The organism is Burkholderia sp. MSMB0856 (assembly GCF_001524645.2).
Classification (GTDB): Bacteria; Pseudomonadota; Gammaproteobacteria; order Burkholderiales; family Burkholderiaceae; genus Burkholderia; species Burkholderia diffusa.
In genome coordinates, this window is sequence record NZ_CP013428.1 from 42,831 (window position 1) to 64,194 (window position 21,364).

Annotated in this window: 18 protein-coding genes; 13 read left to right on the forward strand and 5 right to left on the reverse strand. The window is 66.2% G+C overall.

The window, feature by feature from the left end; genetic code table 11:
- Positions 1-20: 20 nt before the first annotated feature.
- The 3 genes from WS87_RS17760 to WS87_RS17770 all read right to left on the reverse strand — a co-directional run bounded on the left by WS87_RS17760 (position 21) and on the right by WS87_RS17770 (position 3,508).
- Complete coding sequence (locus tag WS87_RS17760) at positions 21-1,181, reverse strand: MFS transporter (protein ID WP_236873270.1); 1,161 nt, start codon at positions 1,179-1,181, stop codon at positions 21-23.
- A 174-nt stretch (positions 1,182-1,355) separates the two neighbouring features.
- Positions 1,356-2,534 carry a chromate transporter gene (locus WS87_RS17765; protein ID WP_059818332.1) on the reverse strand — a complete coding sequence of 393 codons (1,179 nt, stop codon included), beginning with the start codon at positions 2,532-2,534 and terminating at the stop codon, positions 1,356-1,358.
- On the reverse strand, positions 2,531-3,508 hold the full coding sequence (locus tag WS87_RS17770) for a chromate resistance protein ChrB domain-containing protein (RefSeq protein ID WP_059818333.1): 978 nt from the start codon (positions 3,506-3,508) through the stop codon (positions 2,531-2,533). The genes WS87_RS17765 and WS87_RS17770 overlap by 4 nt, the downstream gene beginning before the upstream one ends.
- Positions 3,509-3,669: 161 nt before the next feature.
- Here WS87_RS17770 and WS87_RS17775 point away from each other — a divergent pair, with 161 nt between their 5' ends.
- The 7 genes from WS87_RS17775 to WS87_RS17805 all read left to right on the forward strand — a co-directional run bounded on the left by WS87_RS17775 (position 3,670) and on the right by WS87_RS17805 (position 13,834).
- Positions 3,670-3,942 (forward strand): metal/formaldehyde-sensitive transcriptional repressor, encoded by a 273-nt coding sequence (locus WS87_RS17775; RefSeq protein WP_059447469.1) that lies wholly within the window; start codon positions 3,670-3,672, stop codon positions 3,940-3,942.
- An 11-nt stretch (positions 3,943-3,953) separates the two neighbouring features.
- Positions 3,954-5,237 carry a CDF family Co(II)/Ni(II) efflux transporter DmeF gene (gene dmeF, locus WS87_RS17780; RefSeq protein ID WP_059818334.1) on the forward strand — a complete coding sequence of 428 codons (1,284 nt, stop codon included), beginning with the start codon at positions 3,954-3,956 and terminating at the stop codon, positions 5,235-5,237.
- A gap of 2 nt (positions 5,238-5,239) precedes the next feature.
- Positions 5,240-5,425 carry a DUF1289 domain-containing protein gene (locus WS87_RS17785; protein WP_059508013.1) on the forward strand — a complete coding sequence of 62 codons (186 nt, stop codon included), beginning with the start codon at positions 5,240-5,242 and terminating at the stop codon, positions 5,423-5,425.
- A gap of 10 nt (positions 5,426-5,435) precedes the next feature.
- A complete protein-coding gene (locus tag WS87_RS17790; RefSeq protein ID WP_059818335.1) occupies positions 5,436-6,641 on the forward strand; it encodes an MFS transporter in 1,206 nt (401 codons plus the stop codon).
- Between the two features lie 344 nt (positions 6,642-6,985).
- Complete coding sequence (locus WS87_RS17795) at positions 6,986-8,284, forward strand: dicarboxylate/amino acid:cation symporter (protein WP_059533601.1); 1,299 nt, start codon at positions 6,986-6,988, stop codon at positions 8,282-8,284.
- Between the two features lie 458 nt (positions 8,285-8,742).
- Complete coding sequence (locus tag WS87_RS17800) at positions 8,743-10,677, forward strand: hypothetical protein (RefSeq protein WP_059818336.1); 1,935 nt, start codon at positions 8,743-8,745, stop codon at positions 10,675-10,677.
- 271 nt (positions 10,678-10,948) lie between these two features.
- Complete coding sequence (locus tag WS87_RS17805; RefSeq protein WP_059818337.1) at positions 10,949-13,834, forward strand: bifunctional YncE family protein/alkaline phosphatase family protein; 2,886 nt, start codon at positions 10,949-10,951, stop codon at positions 13,832-13,834.
- Between the two features lie 353 nt (positions 13,835-14,187).
- Here WS87_RS17805 and WS87_RS17810 read toward each other — a convergent pair whose 3' ends face one another.
- Positions 14,188-14,343 carry a DUF3309 family protein gene (locus WS87_RS17810; protein ID WP_082721856.1) on the reverse strand — a complete coding sequence of 52 codons (156 nt, stop codon included), beginning with the start codon at positions 14,341-14,343 and terminating at the stop codon, positions 14,188-14,190.
- Positions 14,344-14,555: 212 nt separating this feature from the next.
- On the opposite strand from WS87_RS17810, the gene WS87_RS17815 reads away from it, so the two are divergent.
- From WS87_RS17815 to WS87_RS17840, 6 genes are all read left to right on the forward strand, one after another.
- On the forward strand, positions 14,556-15,230 hold the full coding sequence (locus WS87_RS17815; RefSeq protein WP_059533609.1) for a histidine phosphatase family protein: 675 nt from the start codon (positions 14,556-14,558) through the stop codon (positions 15,228-15,230).
- A gap of 20 nt (positions 15,231-15,250) precedes the next feature.
- Positions 15,251-16,282, forward strand: a complete 1,032-nt coding sequence (locus WS87_RS17820) for a phosphotransferase (RefSeq protein WP_059818383.1) — start codon at positions 15,251-15,253, stop codon at positions 16,280-16,282.
- 57 nt (positions 16,283-16,339) lie between these two features.
- Complete coding sequence (locus WS87_RS17825) at positions 16,340-17,104, forward strand: SDR family oxidoreductase (RefSeq protein ID WP_059818384.1); 765 nt, start codon at positions 16,340-16,342, stop codon at positions 17,102-17,104.
- A 7-nt stretch (positions 17,105-17,111) separates the two neighbouring features.
- Entirely contained in the window at positions 17,112-17,870 is a 759-nt protein-coding gene (locus WS87_RS17830) for an SDR family NAD(P)-dependent oxidoreductase (RefSeq protein ID WP_059818339.1), read from the forward strand.
- A 39-nt stretch (positions 17,871-17,909) separates the two neighbouring features.
- Complete coding sequence (locus WS87_RS17835; protein WP_059818340.1) at positions 17,910-19,154, forward strand: acyl-CoA dehydrogenase family protein; 1,245 nt, start codon at positions 17,910-17,912, stop codon at positions 19,152-19,154.
- A 79-nt stretch (positions 19,155-19,233) separates the two neighbouring features.
- Entirely contained in the window at positions 19,234-20,139 is a 906-nt protein-coding gene (locus WS87_RS17840; protein ID WP_059818341.1) for a LysR family transcriptional regulator, read from the forward strand.
- Between the two features lie 30 nt (positions 20,140-20,169).
- On the opposite strand, the gene WS87_RS17845 is transcribed toward WS87_RS17840, so the two are convergent.
- On the reverse strand, positions 20,170-21,303 hold the full coding sequence (locus tag WS87_RS17845; protein WP_059818342.1) for a J domain-containing protein: 1,134 nt from the start codon (positions 21,301-21,303) through the stop codon (positions 20,170-20,172).
- Positions 21,304-21,364: the final 61 nt, after the last annotated feature.

The window sequence follows — 21,364 nt, forward strand, 5'->3', positions numbered from 1 at the left end:
CGTTCCACCATGGTCGCCACTTACCGCGGCCGCTCGTCGTTTGGTTCGACGTGCCGAAAAGCTGCGAGCAGCGTGAGGTCGTACGCGATCTTCAGCACACCGCATGCGAGCAACGGCGCACCGAGCCAGCCGAGACCGAACAGGCCGCCGGCCAATGTCGGCGCGAGCGCGGCCGCGAGGCTGCGCGGGACGGATGTAAAGCTGGCCGCTGCCGGTCGCTCCGCCGGCGTGACGACCGCCATCACGTAGGCGGTTCGTGTCGGCACATCCATTTGCGAAAGCGCGCTGCGCATCAGCAGCAGCGTCAACGTCAGCGGCAACGTTGGCGCGAGAGCGGCGCCGATCAGGCAGACGCTCGACGGGATATGCGTGAACACCATCGTGTTCAGCAGGCCGATCCTGCGCGCCAGCGGCGCGGCCGCGAGTTGCGAGCCGGCCGAAAGCAGGCCCGCCCAGAAGAAGAACCGGCCGGCGGCGGCGATCGAGAGGCCGAAGCGCTGCATCAGCCACAGCGACAACAGCGAGTTGACGACGAGACCGCCCGCGAACGCGTCGACGCTGAACAGCATCGCCAGCCGGATGACGATCGGGCGCGACGGGCCGAGCGGCGGCGGCGCGTGCGTTGCGGCGTGCGTCTCCGGGCGCGGCAGTCGCCGATACAGCATGCAGACGACGATGCCCGTCGCTGCATAGACCAGAAACATGCCGCGCATCGCGCTCAGCGTGGTGATTCCGGTATGTGATGCAACGAAGATCGGCAGGCCGGCCGCAAGGGATCCGACCGCCGCCGAAACGGCCCCGACGAGGCTGTATCGGGCAAACAACGCCGTGCGCGCGTCGCCGTCGGCTGCTTGCGCCAGACGCGACTGTTCGAGCGGCAGAAACAGGCTGACGTCGCCGGAGCTCGGATTGAGCGTGCCGGCGAAGGCGACGACGAACAGCGGCCACAATGCGGAGAAGCTCGCGAAGCCGATTCCCGTCGCTGCCATCAGCACCGCCGCGAGCGTCAGCATGCGCCGTTGCGTGAAGCGGCTCGCGAGCATGCCGACCGCGATCGTCGCGATTGCGGAACCCGCCAACGTCGTGGTGCCGATCAGGCCGACATCCAGTTGCGAAAGCCCGAGCGACAGCAGATACGCGGGCAGCAGCACGGCAATGAATCCATCGCAGAAACCGCGCAAGCCGCGGCTCGCGAGGATGAGCCATGCGGCCTCGTCCACGCCCGCCGGCAGTATTCGGCTGGCGAGCGTCGAAGCGCGTCGGCTGTCCGGCAGGGGCATCACGCCGGCACCACGCGTAAAGCGCATCGTCGATGAATCGCGCAATCAGCCATGGCCACCTCCCCGCAGTGAGGCTCAATGATGGAGCAGTGGGTAGGCCACCAGCCCGATGAGCGCGGCAGCCGTGACGATGACCGGCTCCTGCAACTTCTTGAAACGCCACAGCAGCAGCACGGTACCGACGGCGAGCAGTGCGGTCGGCAGGTCGACGATCGAGCGTTTCGCGATGACGAGGACGGAGCCCGTGATCGCCCCGACGGCCGCGGCGGTGATTCCGTCCACGAACGCCTTGACGTCCGGGCGGTGCCCGTACTTCTTCACGTACGGCGCGGGAATGACGGTGAACAGATAGCAGGGCAGGAACGTGCCGAGCGCCGCGACGCATGCGCCGGGCAAGCCCGCCACGAGATACCCGATGAAGCCGACGGTGATCACGACGGGACCGGGCGTGATCATCGCGACCGCGACCGCATCGACGAACTGCTTGTCGTTGAGCCAGTGATGTTCGGTGACGACGCCGCCGTAGAGGAACGGCACGATCGCAAGCCCGGAGCCGAACACGAACGCGCCTGCCTTCGTGAAGAACGCGCCGATCTGAACGAGCTGCGGCAGATCGATGCCGCTCAGTATTCCGCTGGCGGCCGGCAGGTTGGCCGCGGCAACCGCATTCAGTCCGCCCCGGTGCAGCCACTTGGGCGGGGCGCGCCACAGCCAGCCGACCAGGCCCGCGACGAGGAACAGCCACGCGATTTCCGATTCGGTGATGAAGGTCACGGCGGCGAGCGCCACGAAGATTGCCCAGAGCAGCTTGTCGTGGCCAACGGTTTTCGTCGTGAGCTTGTAGGCGCTCATCGCGATGATGCCGACCACCGCGGCGCCGACGCCGTAGAAGACGGCCTGCATCCAGGACAGCCCGCCGAAATGCGCGTACGCGAACCCGAGTGCGAGCACCATCAGAAACGACGGCAGCACGAATGCGAAGCCGACGAGTGTCGCACCGAGAATGCGGTAGTGAACGAAGCCGAGATAAATCGCGAGCTGGGCCGCCATCGGCCCCGGTGCGAGCTGGGCCAGCGTGAGCCCTTCCTTGTAGTCGGCCTCCGTGATCCAGCCGCGGCGCTCGACCAGGTCGCGACGCATGTAGCCCGCAAGCGCGACCGGCCCGCCGAAGCCGAACGTGCCGAGACGCAACATGTAGGCGACCAGCTCGCCGAGCGAGTAGGTCGGTTCGGTCGTGGCGATGGCAGTGGTCATGACCTGGCTCCGGTTTCGTTCTTTCCGCTCGACGAGAAATGCGCGTGCAGGGCGTCGAGCACGGCGCTCATCTGCTCGAGCAATTGATCGTCGTTCTCCGTGCGCTGGCGCGTGCCGGCCATCACGGCCTCGAAGCCGATCGCCTCGGGCGCCGCGGGGCCACCCACGTCGAGTGCATGCACAATCTCGGCGAGCCGCGCGAGCGCAGGATTTTTGTCGAGGCCGAAACTGGCCAGCAGCACCTCGAACGTCACGCGCTCGCCGACATGCGTGAACGTCGCACCGTCGAAATCGAAGCCCAGCGCGTCAGCCGGACAATCCACCGGCGATGCGAGCCAGATGAAGCGGGCGCGTGAGTCGATGAAGCGGCGGATCAGCCACGCGCTGGCGACGCGATCGACCCACATCCGCTGCCGCGTCGCCCAGGTGCGGCCCTGATATTCGTCGATCGCCAGCGGGCGGATCGCGCGATCCGCGGCGTGCGGTTCACCCGGCGACAGCACGGTGTCGACCAGTGCGGCGAAATCCTGCAGCGCGACTTCGGCGCGGGTGGCCGAGTCGCCCGGGAAATAGTCGATCGCGCGGATGGCGTCGAAATCCTTGCGCATGCGCCGCAGCAAACGTGTCAATTCCGTGGCCGACTGGCCTGCGAGGGTCTTGCGGGCGTCCGCAAGGGCCTGGATAAAGGCGGCGTCATCCTCTCCGCGATCGAAGAGTGCGCGGAATTCCAGTTCCTGTTGCGCGTCCAGGCTCGGCGCGCGTAACAGGTGAGCCGTGCCGCCACTTTCGGCAATCGACCCCGCGAGGTCGCGCAGCGTGCCCTCATGTTCTTCGGTGTACGGCAGCAGGTAGATGCCGTCGCGCAATACCGCACAGCCCTTTGCCTTCAGCGCGCGCCAGAACCGCATGCGGGCCGTCGCGTTTTCAGTCGGAAGGGTAAGAACGAGGAGCGACCAGGTAGTGATTGTGTTCATGTAGATAAATCTACATGAAAGTTGCGATTACTACAAAAATACTTCGCGCGATCGTCATATGATGCCGCCCCCGGTCTTGCGTTAGCCGGATCTATACCCCTCCCCCCTATATGGAAAGGCAATTTGAGATATAGTCCCCCCCGCTATATGAAGGGACTACCATGAGCCACACCATCAAGGACAAGCAGAAGCTGCTGAACCGGGTCCGCCGCATCAAGGGACAGGTCGAAGCGATCGAACGCGCGCTGGAGGACGAGCGCGGTTGCAACGAAATCCTCCGCCTCATCACGAGCGGCCGCGGCGCGATGAACGGCCTGCTCGCGGTCGTGCTCGAGGATCACATCCGCAGCCATCTGGTCGACGCTGAGGGGCACGACGACGAAGGCAGCGCGACCGAGCAACTGATCGAAGTCGTACACAGCTACTTCAAGTAAACGGAGGCGGAATGAGCAATTTCAGCGATGACGCCTTCGGCGCAGGGCACGACCACATTTTTCTCGGCGCGGCCCACGAGCAGAACGAACGCAGGACCTGGACGGTCATCGCGCTGTGCGCGGCGATGATGGTGGCCGAGATCGTCGGCGGGTCGCTTTTCGGCTCGCTGGCGCTGATCGCGGACGGCCTGCACATGTCGACGCACGCGGGCGCGATGCTGATCGCCGCGTTCGCCTATACCTATGCGCGCAAGCACGCGAACGATCCGCGCTTCGTGTTCGGCACGGGCAAGCTCGGCGACCTCGCGGGTTTCACGAGCGCGATCGTGCTCGCGATGATCGCGCTGCTGATCGGGTACGAAGCGGTCGCGCGTCTGCTCGCCCCGGTCCCGATCCATTTCGGCGAGGCGATTCCGATCGCGGTAGCCGGCTTGTTCGTCAACATCGCGAGCGTCTGGCTGCTGAGCGGCGATCATCATGGCCACAGCCACGGTCATGGCCACGGTCATCACCACGGGCACGACCATGGCGATCACGACGACCACGAAGAGGAAGCGCACCGGATCTTCGACCAGCAGGGCGCATTCGTCGTGTCGGTGTTCGAGGCGGGCGTCCCGCCGGTTTTCCGCGTCGCGCCTGCGACGCACGAGACGACGCTCGTCGATGCGGGCGCCGTGTCGGTGACGACGATCCGCCCGGACGGCACGCGTCAGGTGTTCGCGATGCAAAGCCGCGATGGGTATCTGGAGTCGACCGAAGCCATTCCCGAACCGCATGAATTCAAGGCGATCGTGCGCTTGAACGGCCGCGAACACGAACTGGCGTTCGAGGAGCACGATCATGGCGCGTCCGCGGCGGCGGCGCGCGATCACAACATCCGCTCCGCCTACATCCACGTGATCGCCGATGCCGCGGTTTCCGTGCTGACGATCGGCGGGCTGCTGCTCGCGCGTGCGTTCGGCTGGGTGTGGATGGATCCGCTGGCCGGCATCATCGGCGCGCTGGTGATCGCGAACTGGTCGTACGGCCTGATGCGCGACACGGGCGGCATCCTGCTCGACATGAGTTCGGATCGCCGTCTGGCGGACAAGGTGCGCGGCGCGATCGAAGGCGCCGGCGACCGCGTCGGCGACCTGCATGTGTGGCGGCTCGGGCCGGGGCACATGAGCGCGGTGGTGTCGGTGACGACGACGGATCCGGAGCGGGATGCGCGCTTCTATCACGGCGTGCTGCAGCGATTCAGGGACCTGTCGCACGTCACCGTCGAAGTCGTTCCGGCGACGCGAGGACGATAAGCATGGCGGTCAAGTCCCCTTGTGTGGACGTGTGTTCGTTCGACGGCCGCACCGGCTATTGCGTGGCATGCCTGCGAACGCGCGATGAAGCGCGCGGCTGGAAGAAGATGACGGATCACCGGCGTCATCAAATCGTGAACGACCGCGCGCGGCGGCATGCGAAACTGACGCGGGAAACGACCGACTGATCACGACACCATGAGCGCTCCGTCACCGACTGCCCGCAGACCTGCGATTCCACGGACCGTGTGGGCCCTGGGTCTCGTGAGCCTCTTCATGGACCTGTCGTCCGAGCTGATCCATGCGTTGTTGCCGATCTACCTGGTGTCGACGATGGGCATGAGCGTCGCCGCGCTCGGCGTCCTCGAAGGGGCGGCCGAAGCGACGGCGATGATCGTCAAGGTGTTCTCCGGTGCGATCAGCGACTGGCTCGGGCGCCGCAAGGGGCTGCTGCTGGTCGGTTACGGGCTCGCGGCGCTGACCAAGCCGTTGTTTCCGCTGGCGTCCACGCCGGCGGTCGTCGTGGCGGCTCGCCTGCTCGACCGCGTCGGCAAGGGGATTCGCGGCGCGCCGCGCGACGCGCTGGTGGCCGACATCGCGCCGCCCGAAATCCGCGGCGCGTGCTTCGGCCTGCGTCAGTCGATGGATACCGTGGGCGCGATTTTCGGGCCGATGCTCGCGATCGTGCTGATGCTGTGGTTCGGCGACCGCATCCGGACCGTGCTGTGGTTTGCCGTGGTGCCGGCCTTCGTCGCGATCGCATTGATCGTCTTCGGCGTGCGGGAGCCCGAGCAGTCGAAACCGGACCGGCGCTTTCGCTCGCCGCTGCGCTGGAACGCCCTGCGCGAGTTTCCACGCAGCTACTGGTTCGTCGTCGCGGCCGGCGCGACGTTTACGCTCGCGCGCTTCAGCGAGGCGTTCCTGGTGCTGCGTGCGCAGCAGACGGGGCTCGACGCGGCGTGGATTCCGGCCGTGATGGTCGCGATGAGCGTGACCTATTCGCTGTCGGCCTGGCCGGCCGGCATCGTGTCGGACCGGCTCGATCGCCGCGTGCTGCTTGCGGCCGGCATGGTATTGCTGATCGTGGCCGACCTGCTGCTCGGCATCGGCACGTCGACGCTCTCGATGTTCGCCGGCGTGGCCGTGTGGGGGCTGCACATGGGCTTCACGCAGGGCATCCTCGCCGCGATGGTGTCGGAAACCTCGCCGGCCACGCTGCGCGGCACCGCGTTTGGCGTATTCAACCTGGTGAGCGGCATCTGCATGCTGCACGCGAGCACCATCGCCGGCGCGCTGTGGACGCATTTCGGCGCGTCGACCACGTTTCTCGCGGGCGCGGCGCTGGTCGTCGTGCCGCTGTGCCTGTGCCGGTTCATGCCGCGACCCGGCGCCTCGCACGCGTGACGCGGCGCCGGCCGGGTCTGCCGACGTTCGGCGCAAGGCCGAGCTGACGACCGGGCACGACGATGCCCGAAGAACGCACCCGCCACCGCGGTCCGCCCGTCCCCGGCGCCGGCCGGCGAAGGCCCGCCTCGCCTCCTTTCCCGCGCCGCGCATCGCCCGCTGCTTTCAGATTTGAAAGATTGTCCGGCGTTTGCGATAGAATGCCCCCCTGTTCGCCGTGGCCATGCCCACGGACGGGCACCGGCACTCGAAGCGGCGCGCCGCGCGCGCGGACCACCGCTCTCATTTCGATGCCGGCGATCTCCCTGCCGTTGGAAACACAAGTTCTGTAATTTGGATTGCTAATGAAGAAGAAGCACAACATCACCAAGTACATCGTCATCGCGATGGTGCTTGGCATTGCCGTGGGCTACGCCTGTCATAGCGCGTTTCCCGACCCGAAAATGGCCAAGGAAGTCGCCGGCTACGTGTCGCTGCTGTCTGACGTGTTCCTGCGGCTGATCAAGATGATCATCGCGCCGCTGGTGTTCGCGACGCTGACGGTCGGCATCGCGCAGATGGGCGACAGCGGCTCGGTCGGCCGCGTGGGCGTGAAGGCGTTCGGCTGGTTCATCATCGCGTCGTTCACGTCGCTGCTGCTCGGCCTCGTGACCGCGACGATCCTGAAGCCGGGCAGCCATCTGAGCCTGCCGTTGCCTGCCGCCGACGCGGCGCTGAACCTGAAGACGGGCGCATTCACGCTGAAGGACTTCATCGTCCATCTGGTGCCGAAATCGATCGCCGAGGCGATGGCGAACAACGAGATCCTGCAGATTGTCGTCTTCTCGATCTTCTTCGGCACCGCGCTGTCCGCGCTCGGCGACGCCGGCAAGCGCCTGACCGGCGTGATCGACGATCTCGCGCAGGTCATGCTGAAGGTGACGGGCGCGGTGATGTGGTTCGCGCCGGTCGCCGTGTTTGCCGCGCTGGCGTCGACAATCACGACGGAAGGGCTCGGCATCCTGCTCACGTTCGCGAAGTTCATGGCGAGCTTCTACCTGGCGCTCGCGCTGCTGTGGGGCGTGCTGACGCTCGCCGGCGTGGCGTTCCTCGGCAAGCGCGCGTTCACGCTGATCCGCCTGATTCGCGAGCCGTTCCTGCTGTCGTTCGCGACGGCGAGTTCCGAAGCCGCGTATCCGAAGCTGCTCGACGCGCTCGACCGGTTCGGCGTGAATCGCAAGATTTCGAGCTTCGTGCTGCCGATCGGATACTCGTTCAACCTCGACGGCTCGATGATGTACTGCACGTTCGCGGTGCTGTTCATCTCGCAGGTGTACGGGATCGACCTGCCGCTCGCCACGCAGATCACGATGCTGCTGATGTTGATGGTGACGTCGAAGGGGATGGCGGGCGTGCCGCGCGCGTCGCTCGTCGTGATCGCGGCGACGCTCAACCAGTTCCATCTGCCGGAAGCCGGACTGCTGCTGATCATGGGCGTCGACATGTTCCTCGACATGGGCCGCTCGGCCACCAACGCCGTCGGCAATTCGATCGCGGCGGCGGTGGTCGCGAAGTGGGAGGGCCAGCTCGGCGAATCGCGCGACGACGCGGATTCGGACGGCGGCGGCGAGATCAAGCAGGTGAAGGTTCGGGAGACGGCGTAGTCCGCGTGATTTCCCTGCTGTAAATGAAATGCGCCGGCCCGGATTCCACAAGGATTCGGGCCGGCGCGATAACCGCCAGCGGTCATTCCTTTACTCGTCTTTACCCGCATCCGGCGATTTTCCCGATTCGCCGAAAAACCTTCCGCCATTTCCGATTCGCCGCATTCAACACCGCGGCGATATTCCCGCCATCGAAAGCTGCACAGCCCCGATAGCACGCGCAAACGCGCAAGTGATCGTTCACTCTCGCGCAGTCGCGCGCCCCGCCTGCGCGAGCAGCCCGCAATTTTTTTCGATTTATATGACGCTATTCTCGGCGTTGCCGATTATCGAATGCACGCGCGATGTAATACCGACTGCACCGGGTGATTTAGCGGAAGTATTTACGCATTGCCGATTTTAAAACCATCCGGCTGCCCCTCATGTGAATGACTCCACCATTCAGGAGAGCATCAGCCATGGTTGCCAGAAAACCGATTCAGGCCGTGCTGCTCGCGGCCGCGATCGCCGCGATCGCGCCGGCCGGAAACGCGGCGAATACCACCGACTGGATCGCGAATACCTATGGCACGCTCGCCGCGCACGTCGGCAACGTCGCACGCTCGATGTGGGTCGCGCCCGAAGGCGTGATCTACACGGCGTCGATGTGGGACGAGGACGAGGGCGGCGTCGCGATCTACCAGAACGGCAAGAGCGCCGGCTCGATCGGCTCGCACTCGGAATTCCAGGGCAGTGCGATCACGGGCAATGCGACGTCGCTGTTCGTCGCGCTGCAGCCCGGCAACGGATACGGCAGCGGCGCGGTCGGGCGCTACAACCGCGCCACGCGGTTCCGCGACAAGCTGATTCAGGTCACCGCAGCGACCAACCAGCCGCGTATCGACGTCGTCACCGGGCTCGCCACGGCCGGCTCGCTGCTCTATGCGAGCGATTTCTACGGCAATCGCGTGCGCGTATTCACGACCGACGGCGTGTGGCAGCGCGACATCGGCGTGTCGGCACCCGGCGCGCTCGCGGTCGACGGTGCGGGGAATATCTGGGTCGCGCAGAAGAACGCGGGTTCGATCGTCGAATTCAGTCCGGCCGGCGCGCCGCTGAACACGATCCGGCTGGCCGCCGGGTCGCAGCCATCGGCGCTCTATTTCGATGCGGCGGCGGGGCAACTGATGGTCGGCGACGAAGGCCCCGACATGAACATCAAGCGCTATGCCGTCTCGGGCCGGCCCGCGCTGGCCGGCACGTTCGGCGTGCCCGGCGGCTATCTCGACACGACCACGGGCATCAAGGGCCAGGTCGGCGCGAAGCGCTTCACCCGCATCGCCGGCATCGGCAAGGACACGGCCGGCAACCTCTACGTGCTCAACAACCCGTGGGGCGGCAGCTGGGACCTCGGACGCAACGGCGCGACCGACATTCACGCGTACAGCAGCGCCGGCAGCCTGCGGTGGACGCTGCAGTCGCTCAACTTCGAAGGCATCGCCGCACCGGATCCGGTCACCGACGGCGCGCTGTTCTACAGCGGCACGCACGTCTACGGCGGCACCGCGGGCGGCACCTTCGTCGCGAACACCGTCGATCCGTTCGCGTATCCGTCGGACCCGCGCATCAACATGAGCGACACGCAGCGCGACGAGCACTTCGGGCTGCTGACGTCGGTCGGCGCGAACCGGATACTCGTCGCGGCCGGGCAGAATCCGCCGGTTTACTACTTCTTCCACTTCAACGCGGCCAATGGCTATGTCGCGATTCCCGACGGGGCGATCCCCGGGCCCGCGTTCAACACGACCCGGCGCGTGTCGGCCGGTTTCAGCCTCGACAGCAAGGGCGGCGTCTGGGCCGGCCTCGACAAGACCGGCGCCATTTATCACTATCCGCTGACCGGTTTCGATGCGAGCGGCAAGCCTTCGTGGGGGCCGGGCGTGCCGACGCCGGTGCCGGCCAGCATCCAGCCGCTGACACGCATCGTCTATCTCGCCGACAGCGACACGATGGTGCTCGCGCAGGGTGTGGTCGGCAGTACCGACTGGACGTCGATCGGCACGCGCATCGAGGTGTATCACGGCTGGAGCGCCGGCAACACGACGAAGCCGAATCCGGTGATCACGCTGCCGCACAGCGGCGCGAAGTCGATCGACGCGGCCGGCAACCACCTGTTCGTCGGCTACTGGTTCAGCAGCAGCGGGCCGCTGTGGCCGAACATCGACGCGTTCAACCTCGACACCGGCAATCTCGACACGACGCTCGTCAACGCGAGCCCCGCGACCGTGGATACCAGCAGCGCGATCGACGCCATGTACAGCGTGCGCGCGTACCGCCGCTCGAACGGCGAATACGTGGTGACGAAGAACAACGTGAAGGGAAACAGCATCACCGTCTATCGGTGGACGCCGTGACGGCGACGCATCGAACGTGACGATGACACCGCGATGGCTGTCATCGAAACGCCTTCGCTGTAACCATGTGTAATAAGCCGGCCCGCAACGGAGCCGGTCATCCGCTTGACATTGGGCGGCGATGTAATGCCGGCACGTCGGCGATCGCCGACGCAACGCACTCGATCGATTGGCACAGGCCCTCGCCACCGCGCGGCACGGGCAGACGAGGCCAGGATCATGCCGGACACGTCAGACGGTAATCGCCCCCCCACAGGTATAGAGGATTCCTATGAGAAATAGCCAGGTCAAGCGCGCGCTCCGACTCGGAGCCGTCATGTCGGCCGTGCTGCTTGCGTCGCACGCGCACTCGGAAGGTTTCAACGCCGCCGACGCCACCCGCGTGCCGAGCGGTCAGTTCGTCACGCCGCTCGCCGTGCGCGGCGCGGTTCAGCAATTCCTGAATCCGGGGTTGCCGGCCTATCCGCATTTCGTCGCGGGGGAAGCCGTGCGCTCGCAATTGAGCCCGGACGGCAAGACGCTGGCGATCATCACCGCCGGCCAGAACTCGCTGTACAAACCGGACGGTTCGGTCGACACCGCGGCCTCGACGCAATTCATCTTCCTGTACGACGTCTCGGGCGCGAACAAGACGCGCCCGGTGCTCAGGCAGGTGCTTCAGCAGACCAATGCGTTCGTCGGCCTGGCGTTTTCGCATGACGGCAGCAAGCTCTATGCGACCGGCGGCAGCGACGATGCGGTCTACGTCTATGCGCAGCAGGGCGGCGCGTGGGCGCTGTCGACGACGATCGCGCTCGGCCATGCGGGCAAGGGCGTCGGCATTCGCGTGCAGCCGAACGCGGCCGGGCTCGCGCTGTCGGCCGACGGCAAGACGCTCGTCGTCGCGAACAACTACAACGATTCGATCAGCGTGATCGATACCGCGACCAACAACGTGCGTTACGAGCACGACCTGCGTCCGTTCTTCTCCGGCAACGAAGGTCGCAGCGGCGACGCCGGCGGCACGTTCCCGTTCGCGGTCGTGATGAAGGGCAACGGCATCGCGTACGTCTCGTCGGATCGCGATCGCGAGATCGTCGCGATCGACGTGTCGTCGCCGTCTCGCGGCCGGCTGGTCAAGCGCATCAAGCTGGACGGCAACGCGCTCGGCATGACGCTCGACGCGTCGCAATCGCGGCTGTTCGTCGCGCAGGACAATGCCGACCAGGTCGCGGTGATCGACACGAACGCCAACGCGATCGTGACCCGGATCGACGCGCGCGCGCCGGCGGGCGTGCTCGCGCATGGCCAGGCGCATACGGGCGCGGCGACGTATGCGGTCACGCTGTCGCGCGATGGCCGCACGCTTTATGCGACCAACGCCGGCGCGAACGAAATCGCCGTCATCCCGCTCGTCGGCGAGCGCGCGTATCGTGTCACCGGCCTGATTCCGACCGCGTTCGAGCCGCACGACGTGACGTTCAGCGCCGACGGCACGTGGATGTACGTGGTGAACGGCAAGAGCACGACCGGCCCGAACCCCGGCCACCTGTTCGGCGCGACCCCCGCGGAGACCGCCGCGTCGCGCGCATCGAACGAATACCAGTTCCAGCTCGAGCGCGCGTCGCTCGTGAGCGCGCCGGTGCCGGCCGCCAACGAGCTGCCGACGCTGACGCAGCAGGCCGCGCGCAACAACTTCTATCGCCCGGAAGACAACGACAGGGATAACGAAGTGATGGGCTTTCTGCGCCGTCACATCAAGCACGTGATCTACGTCGTCAAGGAAAACCGCACGTTCGACCAGGTGCTCGGCGACATCGGCAACGGCGCCAACGGCGATCCGAAGCTGGCTCAGTTCGGCCGCAACATCACGCCGAACTTCCATCGTCTGGCGAGCCAGTTCGTGACGCTCGACAACTTCATGAACCCGGGCGACGGCAGCATGGACGGCTGGTCGTGGGCGCTGCAGGGGCGCGTCACCAACACGGAGACGATCACCCAGCAGATCAACTACGCGGCGGTCAATCGCGGCCTGTCGTACGAGAGCGAGGGCACGAACCGCAACGTGCCGGTCAACTGGGAGTCGGTGCAGCAACGCGATGCGGCGGCCGGGCCGGCCGGCACCACGAACTACAGCAACGCGGCCGCCAGCCTGCCGGGCGGCGCGGCGAACCTGCTGCCCGGCACCGGCAACCATGCGTCGTCCGATGCGCCGTTCGGCCGCCAGCGCGGCTACATCTTCGACGCGGTGCTCGCCGGCGGCGGCACCGTCCGCAACTACGGCTTCCTCGTGAACAACATCGGCAGCATCGGCACGGCGGCGAATCCGATCGTCGATCCGCGCGCGGCCGGCGTCGTTCAGGTCGCCGCGCTCGACCCGCGGCTGGCGTCGATGACCGACGTGTACTTCCGCGGTTTCGACCAGACGTATCCGGACCAATGGCGCCTCAACGAGTGGAAGCGCGAGTTCGACCAGTACGTCGCGAGCGGCAACCTGCCGACGCTGTCGCTGGTGCGCCTGTCGCACGATCACATGGGGGCGTTCGGCACGGCGTTCGCCGGCGTGAACACGCCGGAGACGCAGCAGGCGGACAACGATCTGGCGGTTGGCCGGCTGGTCGAGGCCGTCGCGAAGAGTCCGTATGCGAACGACACGCTGATCGTCGTGACCGAGGACGACGTGCAGGACGGCCCCGACCACGTGGATTCGCATCGCGGGCCCGCGTACATCGTCGGGCCGTACGTGAAGCAGGGTGCGGTGATCCGGACGCGTTACAGCCAGGTCAATGCGCTGCGCACCATCGAGGACGTGCTCGGCACGCAGCACATGAACCTGAACACCGCCTACCAGCGGCCGATGACCGACGTGTTCGACGTGCACGGCCCCGCGTCGTGGACTTACACGGCCGTCGCGTCGACGGCGTTGAAGGGCACCGGGTTGCGGCTGGCCGAAGGAGCGGGCGAGAACTTGCTGCAATACGCGGCGGGGCCGGACGTCACGCCGAAGCATGACGCGGCGTACTGGGCGAAGGTCACGGCGAAGTTCGACTTCGACGATGCCGACGAGGTGCCGGCGGATCAGTTCAACCGCGTGCTGTGGAAAGGGATGATGGGCGCGCAGCCGTATCCGAAGCTCAGGGGCGTGACGCAGAAGGTGGCGAGCCGCGACGACGACTGATCGTTCTGCTGCTCTCTCGGTGTGGAAGCGGGCCCTCCAGTCAGGAGGGCCCGTTTTTTTACCACATCAAAAGAAAAGCCGGATCGATACTTTTTGCTCAGGATCCGTCGTGCGATGCACAAAATGTGTCGGTCGATGGCGGTGCGGGCCGCAGGTGCGCGGCGTGAGGCGGCCGCATGCACAACGCGCAGGCCGCTGCGTGCGCAACATGCGGTGAAGGATTTCGCCGTCGAATGTCGGCCGGTTGAGGAGCCGCCGATGCCCGGTTGGCATTCCTCGCCGGCTTTTGTAAAGAAGCCACGGCAGCGCGATCGAACGACGCGTGCCCGTTCAACCGGCATGCGCCATCACACTCAAATGTGGCCCAGCAGCACCAGTATCACGACGATGACGACGATCAGCCCGAGGGAGCTCGATGGCCAGTAACCCCAGCTTCGACTGTGCGGCCATGCAGGAAATGCTCCGATCAACAGCAGAATCAGAACGATGATAAGGATTGTACCGAGCATCGCACCCCTCCTGAACTTGTTCGACATAACGGTGCCTGCGGGCGCAATTCCCGTGCCGCCAGGCACGGTCATCGGCGCGAGCCGGTGACAGCGCACCGTTTGAATACCGTGAATTCATTCGGTGAATACCGTCCGATTCAGAAAATAAATTTCAAAAATGCAAACCCCGTCGCTATGCTGATCCATCGGTTTCCCCCTCAGGCGGGCATGCAATGGCTGAACTTTTTCTGGTGCGGCACGGGCAGGCGTCGTTCGGCACGGACGATTACGACCGGCTGTCCGCGGCCGGCGACCAGCAGGGCGTCTGGCTTGGCGAGTATTTCGCGCGGCAGGGCCTGACGTTCGACCGCGTGATCTGCGGCACGATGAACCGGCATGCGCAGACGGTCGATGCGATCCTGCGCGGGATGGGCGGCGAAGGCGCGCAGGTCGATCGCCATCCCGGCCTGAACGAATACGATTTCCACGGGCTGTTCGCGGCAGCGGCGAACGACTATCCGGAGATCGCGCGGCTCGCGGCCGGCTCGATGAAGGAATACTTTCGCGCGCTGCGGCAGGTGTTGCACCTGTGGGCCGACGACAAGCTCGGCGACACCGCGCCCGAAACCTGGGCGCATTTCCAGCAACGCGTCGCCGACGCCCGCGCCGCGATCCGCCAGGGCGGCAGCCAGCGCGTGCTCGCGGTGAGTTCCGGCGGCCCGATCGCGGTGACCGTGCAGCAGGTGCTCGCCGCACCGGCGTCGAGCGCGATCGCGCTGAACCTGCAGATCCGCAACAGCAGTCTTTCGCAGTTTTTCTTCAACGCCGAGGCGTTCCACCTCGCGTCGTTCAACGGCATTCCACATCTCGAGGATTCCGAACGACATGCGTGGCGAACGTACGGCTGACCCCACGAACGATCGCGACGATGACGAACCCTTCCCAGCCCCTCGACGTAGCTCGCCTCACGCGCTATCTGGAATCGCACGTGCCGGGTTTCGAAGGCCCGCTCGACATGGAGAAGTTTGCCGGCGGCCAGTCGAACCCGACCTTCCTGCTGCACGCGAAGAGCGGCCGCTACGTGCTGCGCCGTCAGCCGCCCGGCGAGCTGCTGAAATCCGCGCATGCGGTCGATCGCGAATTCCGTGTGTTGAGCGCGCTGTCTGGCACCGCGGTGCCGGTCGCACACCCGTATCACCTCTGCGAAGACCGCGACGTGATCGGCAGCCTCTTCTACGTAATGAGCTTCGAGGACGGCCGGATCTTCTGGGATCCGGCGCTGCCGGAGTTGCCGAAGGCCGATCGCGCGATCTGCTACGACGCGCTGCTGCGCACGATGGCCGCGCTGCACGACGTGGACGTCGACGCGGTGGGTCTCGCCGACTACGGCCGCCCCGGCAACTACTTCGAGCGCCAGATCGGCGTCTGGACGAAGCAGTATCGCGCGGCGGAAACGGAACGCCTCGACGCGATGGAGACGCTGATCGACTGGTTGCCGAAGGCCTGCCCCGAGGACACCGGCCGACCTGCGCTGGTGCACGGCGATTTCCGCATCGACAACCTGATGTTCGCGCGCGACGACTATCGCGTGCAGGCCGTGCTCGACTGGGAACTGTCGACGCTCGGCAACCCGCTCGCCGATCTCGCGTATTTCTGCATGTGCCTGCGCCTGCCGTCGGGCGGTCAGGTGCGCGGGCTCGCCGGCCAGGATCGTGCCGAACTCGGCATTCCAGACGAAGCGGCGATCGTCGCGCGCTACTGCGAACTGCGCGGGATCGCGCCGATCCGCGACTGGCATTTCTATCTCGCGTTCAGTTTCTTCCGGCTCGCGGCGATCGCGCAGGGCGTGAAGGCGCGCGCGTTGCAAGGCAACGCGTCGAGCGAGCAGGCGCTGCGCGTGGGCGCGATGGCCGGCCGGCTGGCCGAAATGGCGGTCGACGTGATCGGCGCGCATCGCTGACATCGCTGGCATCGCCACGCGGCGGCACGAAAAACATCAATGGAGGAGCACAGCAACATGGCAACGAATCTGTTCGACCTGACGGGCAAGATCGCGCTGGTGACGGGCGCGAGCCGCGGCATCGGCGAGGAAATCGCGAAGCTGCTCGCGGCGCAGGGCGCGCACGTGATCGTGTCGAGCCGCAAGCTCGACGACTGCCAGGCGGTGGCGGACGAAATCGTCGCGGCGGGCGGCCGCGCCGAAGCGCTGGCGTGCCACGTCGGGCGGCTGGAGGACATCGCCGCGACCTTCGAGACGATCCGCGGCAAGCACGGCCGGCTCGACATCCTCGTGAACAACGCGGCCGCGAATCCGTATTTCGGGCACATCCTCGATACCGATCTCGCCGCGTATGACAAGACCGTCGACGTGAACATCCGCGGCTACTTCTTCATGTCGGTCGAGGCCGGCAAGATGATGAAGGCGCAAGGCGGCGGCGCGATCGTCAACACCGCGTCGGTGAACGCGCTGCAGCCGGGCGACCGTCAGGGCATCTACTCGATCACGAAGGCCGCGGTCGTCAACATGACGAAGGCGTTCGCGAAGGAATGCGGGCCGTTCGGCATCCGCGTGAACGCGCTGCTGCCGGGCCTCACGAAGACGAAGTTCGCGGGCGCGCTGTTCGCCGACAAGGACATCTACGAAGCCTGGATGGCGAAGATTCCGCTGCGCCGCCACGCGGAGCCGCGCGAGATGGCCGGCACGGTGCTGTATCTCGTGTCGGACGCGGCGAGCTACACGAACGGCGAATGCATCGTCGTCGACGGCGGTCTGACGATCTGAGCGCGCGATGAAACTCGACAGCTACGCCGGGCAGGCCGTGATGATCACCGGCGCCGCGAGCGGCTTCGGCGCGCTGCTCGCGAGCGAGCTGGCCGCGATGGGCGCGCGGCTCTCGCTCGGCGATCTGAACGAGGCCGCGCTCGAACGCGTGGCCGCGCCGCTGCGCGCGGCCGGCGCCGACGTGATCGCGCAGCGCTGCGACGTGCGCATCGAAGCGGAGGTCGCGGCGCTGGTGCAGGCGGCGGTCGCGCGCTTCGGGCGGCTCGACGTCGGCATCAACAACGCGGGCATCGCCCCGCCGCTGAAGGCGCTGATCGAGACCGAGGAAGCCGATCTCGACCTGAGCTTCGCGGTGAACGCGAAGGGCGTGTTCTTCGGAATGAAGCACCAGATTCGCCAGATGCTCGCGCAGCGCGAAGGCGTGATCCTGAACGTCGCGTCGATGGCCGGGCTCGGCGGCGCGCCGAAACTGGCCGCGTACGCGGCGTCGAAACACGCCGTGGTCGGGCTCACGAAGACGGCCGCGCTCGAATATGCGCGGCACGGCATTCGCGTGAACGCGGTGTGCCCGTTCTACAGCACGACGCCGATGGTCACCGACAGCGACATCGGCGATCGCCAGGATTTTCTCGCGCAGGGCTCGCCGATGAAACGGCTCGGCCGCCCCGAGGAAATCGTCGCGACGATGCTCACGCTGTGCGCGAAGGAAAACACCTATCTGACCGGGCAGGCCGTCGCCGTCGACGGCGGTGTGTCGGCCTTCTGAACCGAACGAACGGAACACGAAAATCTCGAGGAGTCGATCATGGACTTTGGCTACACCCCGAAAGTGGAAGAACTGCGCGAGCGCGTGCGTGCGTTCATGGACGCGCACATCGTGCCGCGCATCCGCCAGTGGAACGAGGAAGTGCATGCGGGCCAGTATCCCGTGTCGTTCATGGAGGCGCTGAAGGAGCGCGCGAAGGCCGAAGGGCTGTGGAATCTGTTCCTGCCGCACCTGAAGGACGACGAGCCGGGCACCGGGCTGACGAATCTCGAATACGCGCCGCTCGCCGAGATCATGGGGCGCGTGGGCTGGGCGTCGGAGGTATTTAACTGCAACGCGCCGGACACCGGCAACATGGAACTGCTGCACATGTTCGCGACGCCTGAGCAGCGCGAACAGTGGCTGCTGCCGCTCTTGCGCGGCGAGATCCGTTCGGCGTTCGCGATGACGGAGCCCGACGTTGCGTCGTCGGATGCGACCAACATCACGACGCGCATCGAGCGCGTCGGCGACGAATACGTGATCAACGGCCGCAAGTGGTTCATCACGAACGCCGCGCATCCGAATTGCAGGATCTTCATCGTGATGGGCAAGACCGATCCCGACGCGGAATCGCACCGGCAACAGAGCATGATCCTCGTGCCGCGCGACACGCCGGGCGTGACGGTCGTGCGCAACATCACGGTGGTCAATCATTACGCACCGGAAGGGCACTGCGAGATCACGTTCGACAACGTGCGCGTTCCGGCGCGCAACCTGCTCGGCGAGGAAGGCAGCGGCTTCGCGCTCGCACAGGCGCGCCTCGGGCCGGGCCGGATTCACCACTGCATGCGTTCGATCGGCGCGGCCGAACTCGCGCTGGAACTGATGATCGACCGCGCGCAGTCGCGAGAGGCGTTCGGCAAGCCGCTGAACCGGCACGGCACGATCGGCGAATGGATCGCGCGCTCGCGCATCGAGATCGACCAGGCGCGCCTGCTGGTGCTGAAGGCCGCATGGATGATCGACAAGGTCGGCGCGAAGGCGGCGCGCAAGGAAATCTCGATGATCAAGGCGCTCGTGCCGACCGTCTACACGGACGTGTGCGACCGCGCGATGCAGGTGTTCGGCGCGATGGGCCTGAGCCCCGACACGCCGCTGGCCGACCTGTGGACCTGGGGCCGCGCGCTGCGCTTCGCGGACGGCCCGGACGAGGTGCATCTGCAGGCGATCGCGCGCATGGAGATCAAGGACGCCGTGCGCGGTTCGACCGAGCCGTACCTGACGCGGCCGCCGCGCGGTTGAGCCGCGCGCCGCGTGGGGAGGCGACGTGGCGGAGCGGGAGACGCACGCCGTATTAAGATGCCGGCAAGGAGATCCGGCGATGCGCCTTTCGAAGATTGATCTGAACCTGTTCGTCGTATTCGAGGCGATTTACAACAAGCGCAACCTGACGCGCGCGGCCGAGGTGCTGAACCTCACGCAGCCGGCCGTCAGCAACGCGCTGGCGCGGCTGCGCAAGACGCTGAACGACCCGCTGTTCGTCAGCACGCCGGCCGGGATGATGCCGACGCCGATGGCCGAGAACATCGTCGGCCGCGTGCGCGAGGCGCTGCAACTGCTCGATTCGAGCGCGCACGAAGGCGACGTGTTCGATCCCGCTTCGTCGGAGCGCGTGTTCCGGCTCAGCATGAGCGACCTGACCGAGGCGCTGCTGCTGCCCGCGCTCGGTGAACTGCTGCAGACACATGCGCCCGGCATGCACGTGCGCAGCTACACGATGGATCGCCGCGAAGTCGCGACCGCGCTCGCGAACGGCTCCGTCGACATCGCGATCGACGCGCCGCTGATCGGCGATCCGCACCTGCACCAGGCGCTGCTCGTGCGCGACCGCTACGCGTGCATGATCCGCGACGATCATCCGTTCAAGGGCGACACGCTGACCATGGACGACTACCTGTCGATGGGGCACATCCACGTGTCGAGCCGCCGCAAGGGCAGCGGGCACGTCGACGCTGAGCTGACGCGCCTCGGGCTGCGCCGCAATATCCAGATGCGCGTGCAGCACTACATGGTCGCGCCGCTGATCGCGATGCGCGGCGATCTCGCGCTGACGGCGCCGCTCAGGCTGCTGCAGCGTTACCCGGCGCGAATTCTCGAACTGCCGTTCGAGATGCCGGGGCTCGAATACTTCTGCTACTGGCATCGCAGCGCCGATCAGGATCAGGGCAGTCAGTGGCTGCGTGAGCAGTTGATGATGCTGATGGGCGGGATGGGCGAGCCGCAGTGAAGGGCGCGGCGTTCGCCCGCGCGTGCCGGCTCAATACGAATCGTCGTCGAAGCGCGACGATGCGGGCCGGCGCTTCATGTCCTTCACCCAGGCCCTGACCTGATCGGGATCCTCGAATTCGCGCAGCGCGACGGTCAGGTCCTGATTGCTGCGCTGCATGCCGGCGATGTCGCGCGCGAGCATGCGCAGGACCGTATCGGGCGCGACCTTCGTGGACGACGCGATGCCGTAGCTCCGCCGGAAATCGTTCTCGACGTGCTGGATCTCCTGATCGAGTTCGCGCAGTTGTTCCTCGAGGATGCCGTTGTAGCGCGTGAGCCGCGCTTCGCTGAGGCCGTCGATCGAGCGCCGATCGATCTGTTCGATTTCCAGCTGCAGTTCCAGTAGTTGCAGCAGGTTGCCCTTCTCGTAAGCGCGGTTGACTCGCTGCATCAGCGCGGTCTTGCGTTGCTGTTCCTGCGGATCGGTTTCGCGGTCGGGATGCAGCGCGCTCGCGAGCTTGCGATAGATCTCGCGGATCGATTTGCTCGATTCGGCCTGCTCGGCCTCGATCCTGGCCTGCGCGGCCGACTGCTTCGGCGATTTCTTGCGTTTTGCGCGCTGGGCCTCACGGGCTGCGTGAGCGGCCATGTCGCGTTCGAACTGTGCGTCGAGTTCGGCCTGCATCCGCTCGGCGAGTTCGTCGGGCGACAGTGAGTCGAGATCCTCGGCCGGTTGCGACTGAGATTGCGGTTGGGGCTCCCGTTCCGGTTCCGTCGGCTCGGGCTCGGCCGCCACGTTGCCGACGCGCGCCGATTCGGCGTGCCGGTTGAAAATGACCTTCAACGCCGCGTCGTCGCTGACGTTCAGCAGGTCGCGCGCCATGTCGGCGATCAGGTCGGACAGCATGCGCTGCTCGGCCTTGCTCAAGCCTTTTCGCAGGAGCGTGTCGTCGAGCAGATGAATCAGCCTGATCCGCAGCGCCGTCGCTTCCTGTTCGAGCGGCAACAGCCCGTCGACGAACTTCTTCTGGAACGCCGGCATCACGGCTTCCCACGCGCCGAGCCGCTCGCGCCGCTTTTCGATGTGCTCGACGAGCGTATTGAAGGTTTGCTGGGCTTTCGACAGGCTGGCTGTCTCGTGACCGGGCGCGATGGCGACCGCGGCACCGCGACGTGCGGTCATGATGAATCTCCTCCGGCCGCGGCAAGGGGGCGCGGCAGGCCGGTATTTTAGCCGGCATCTC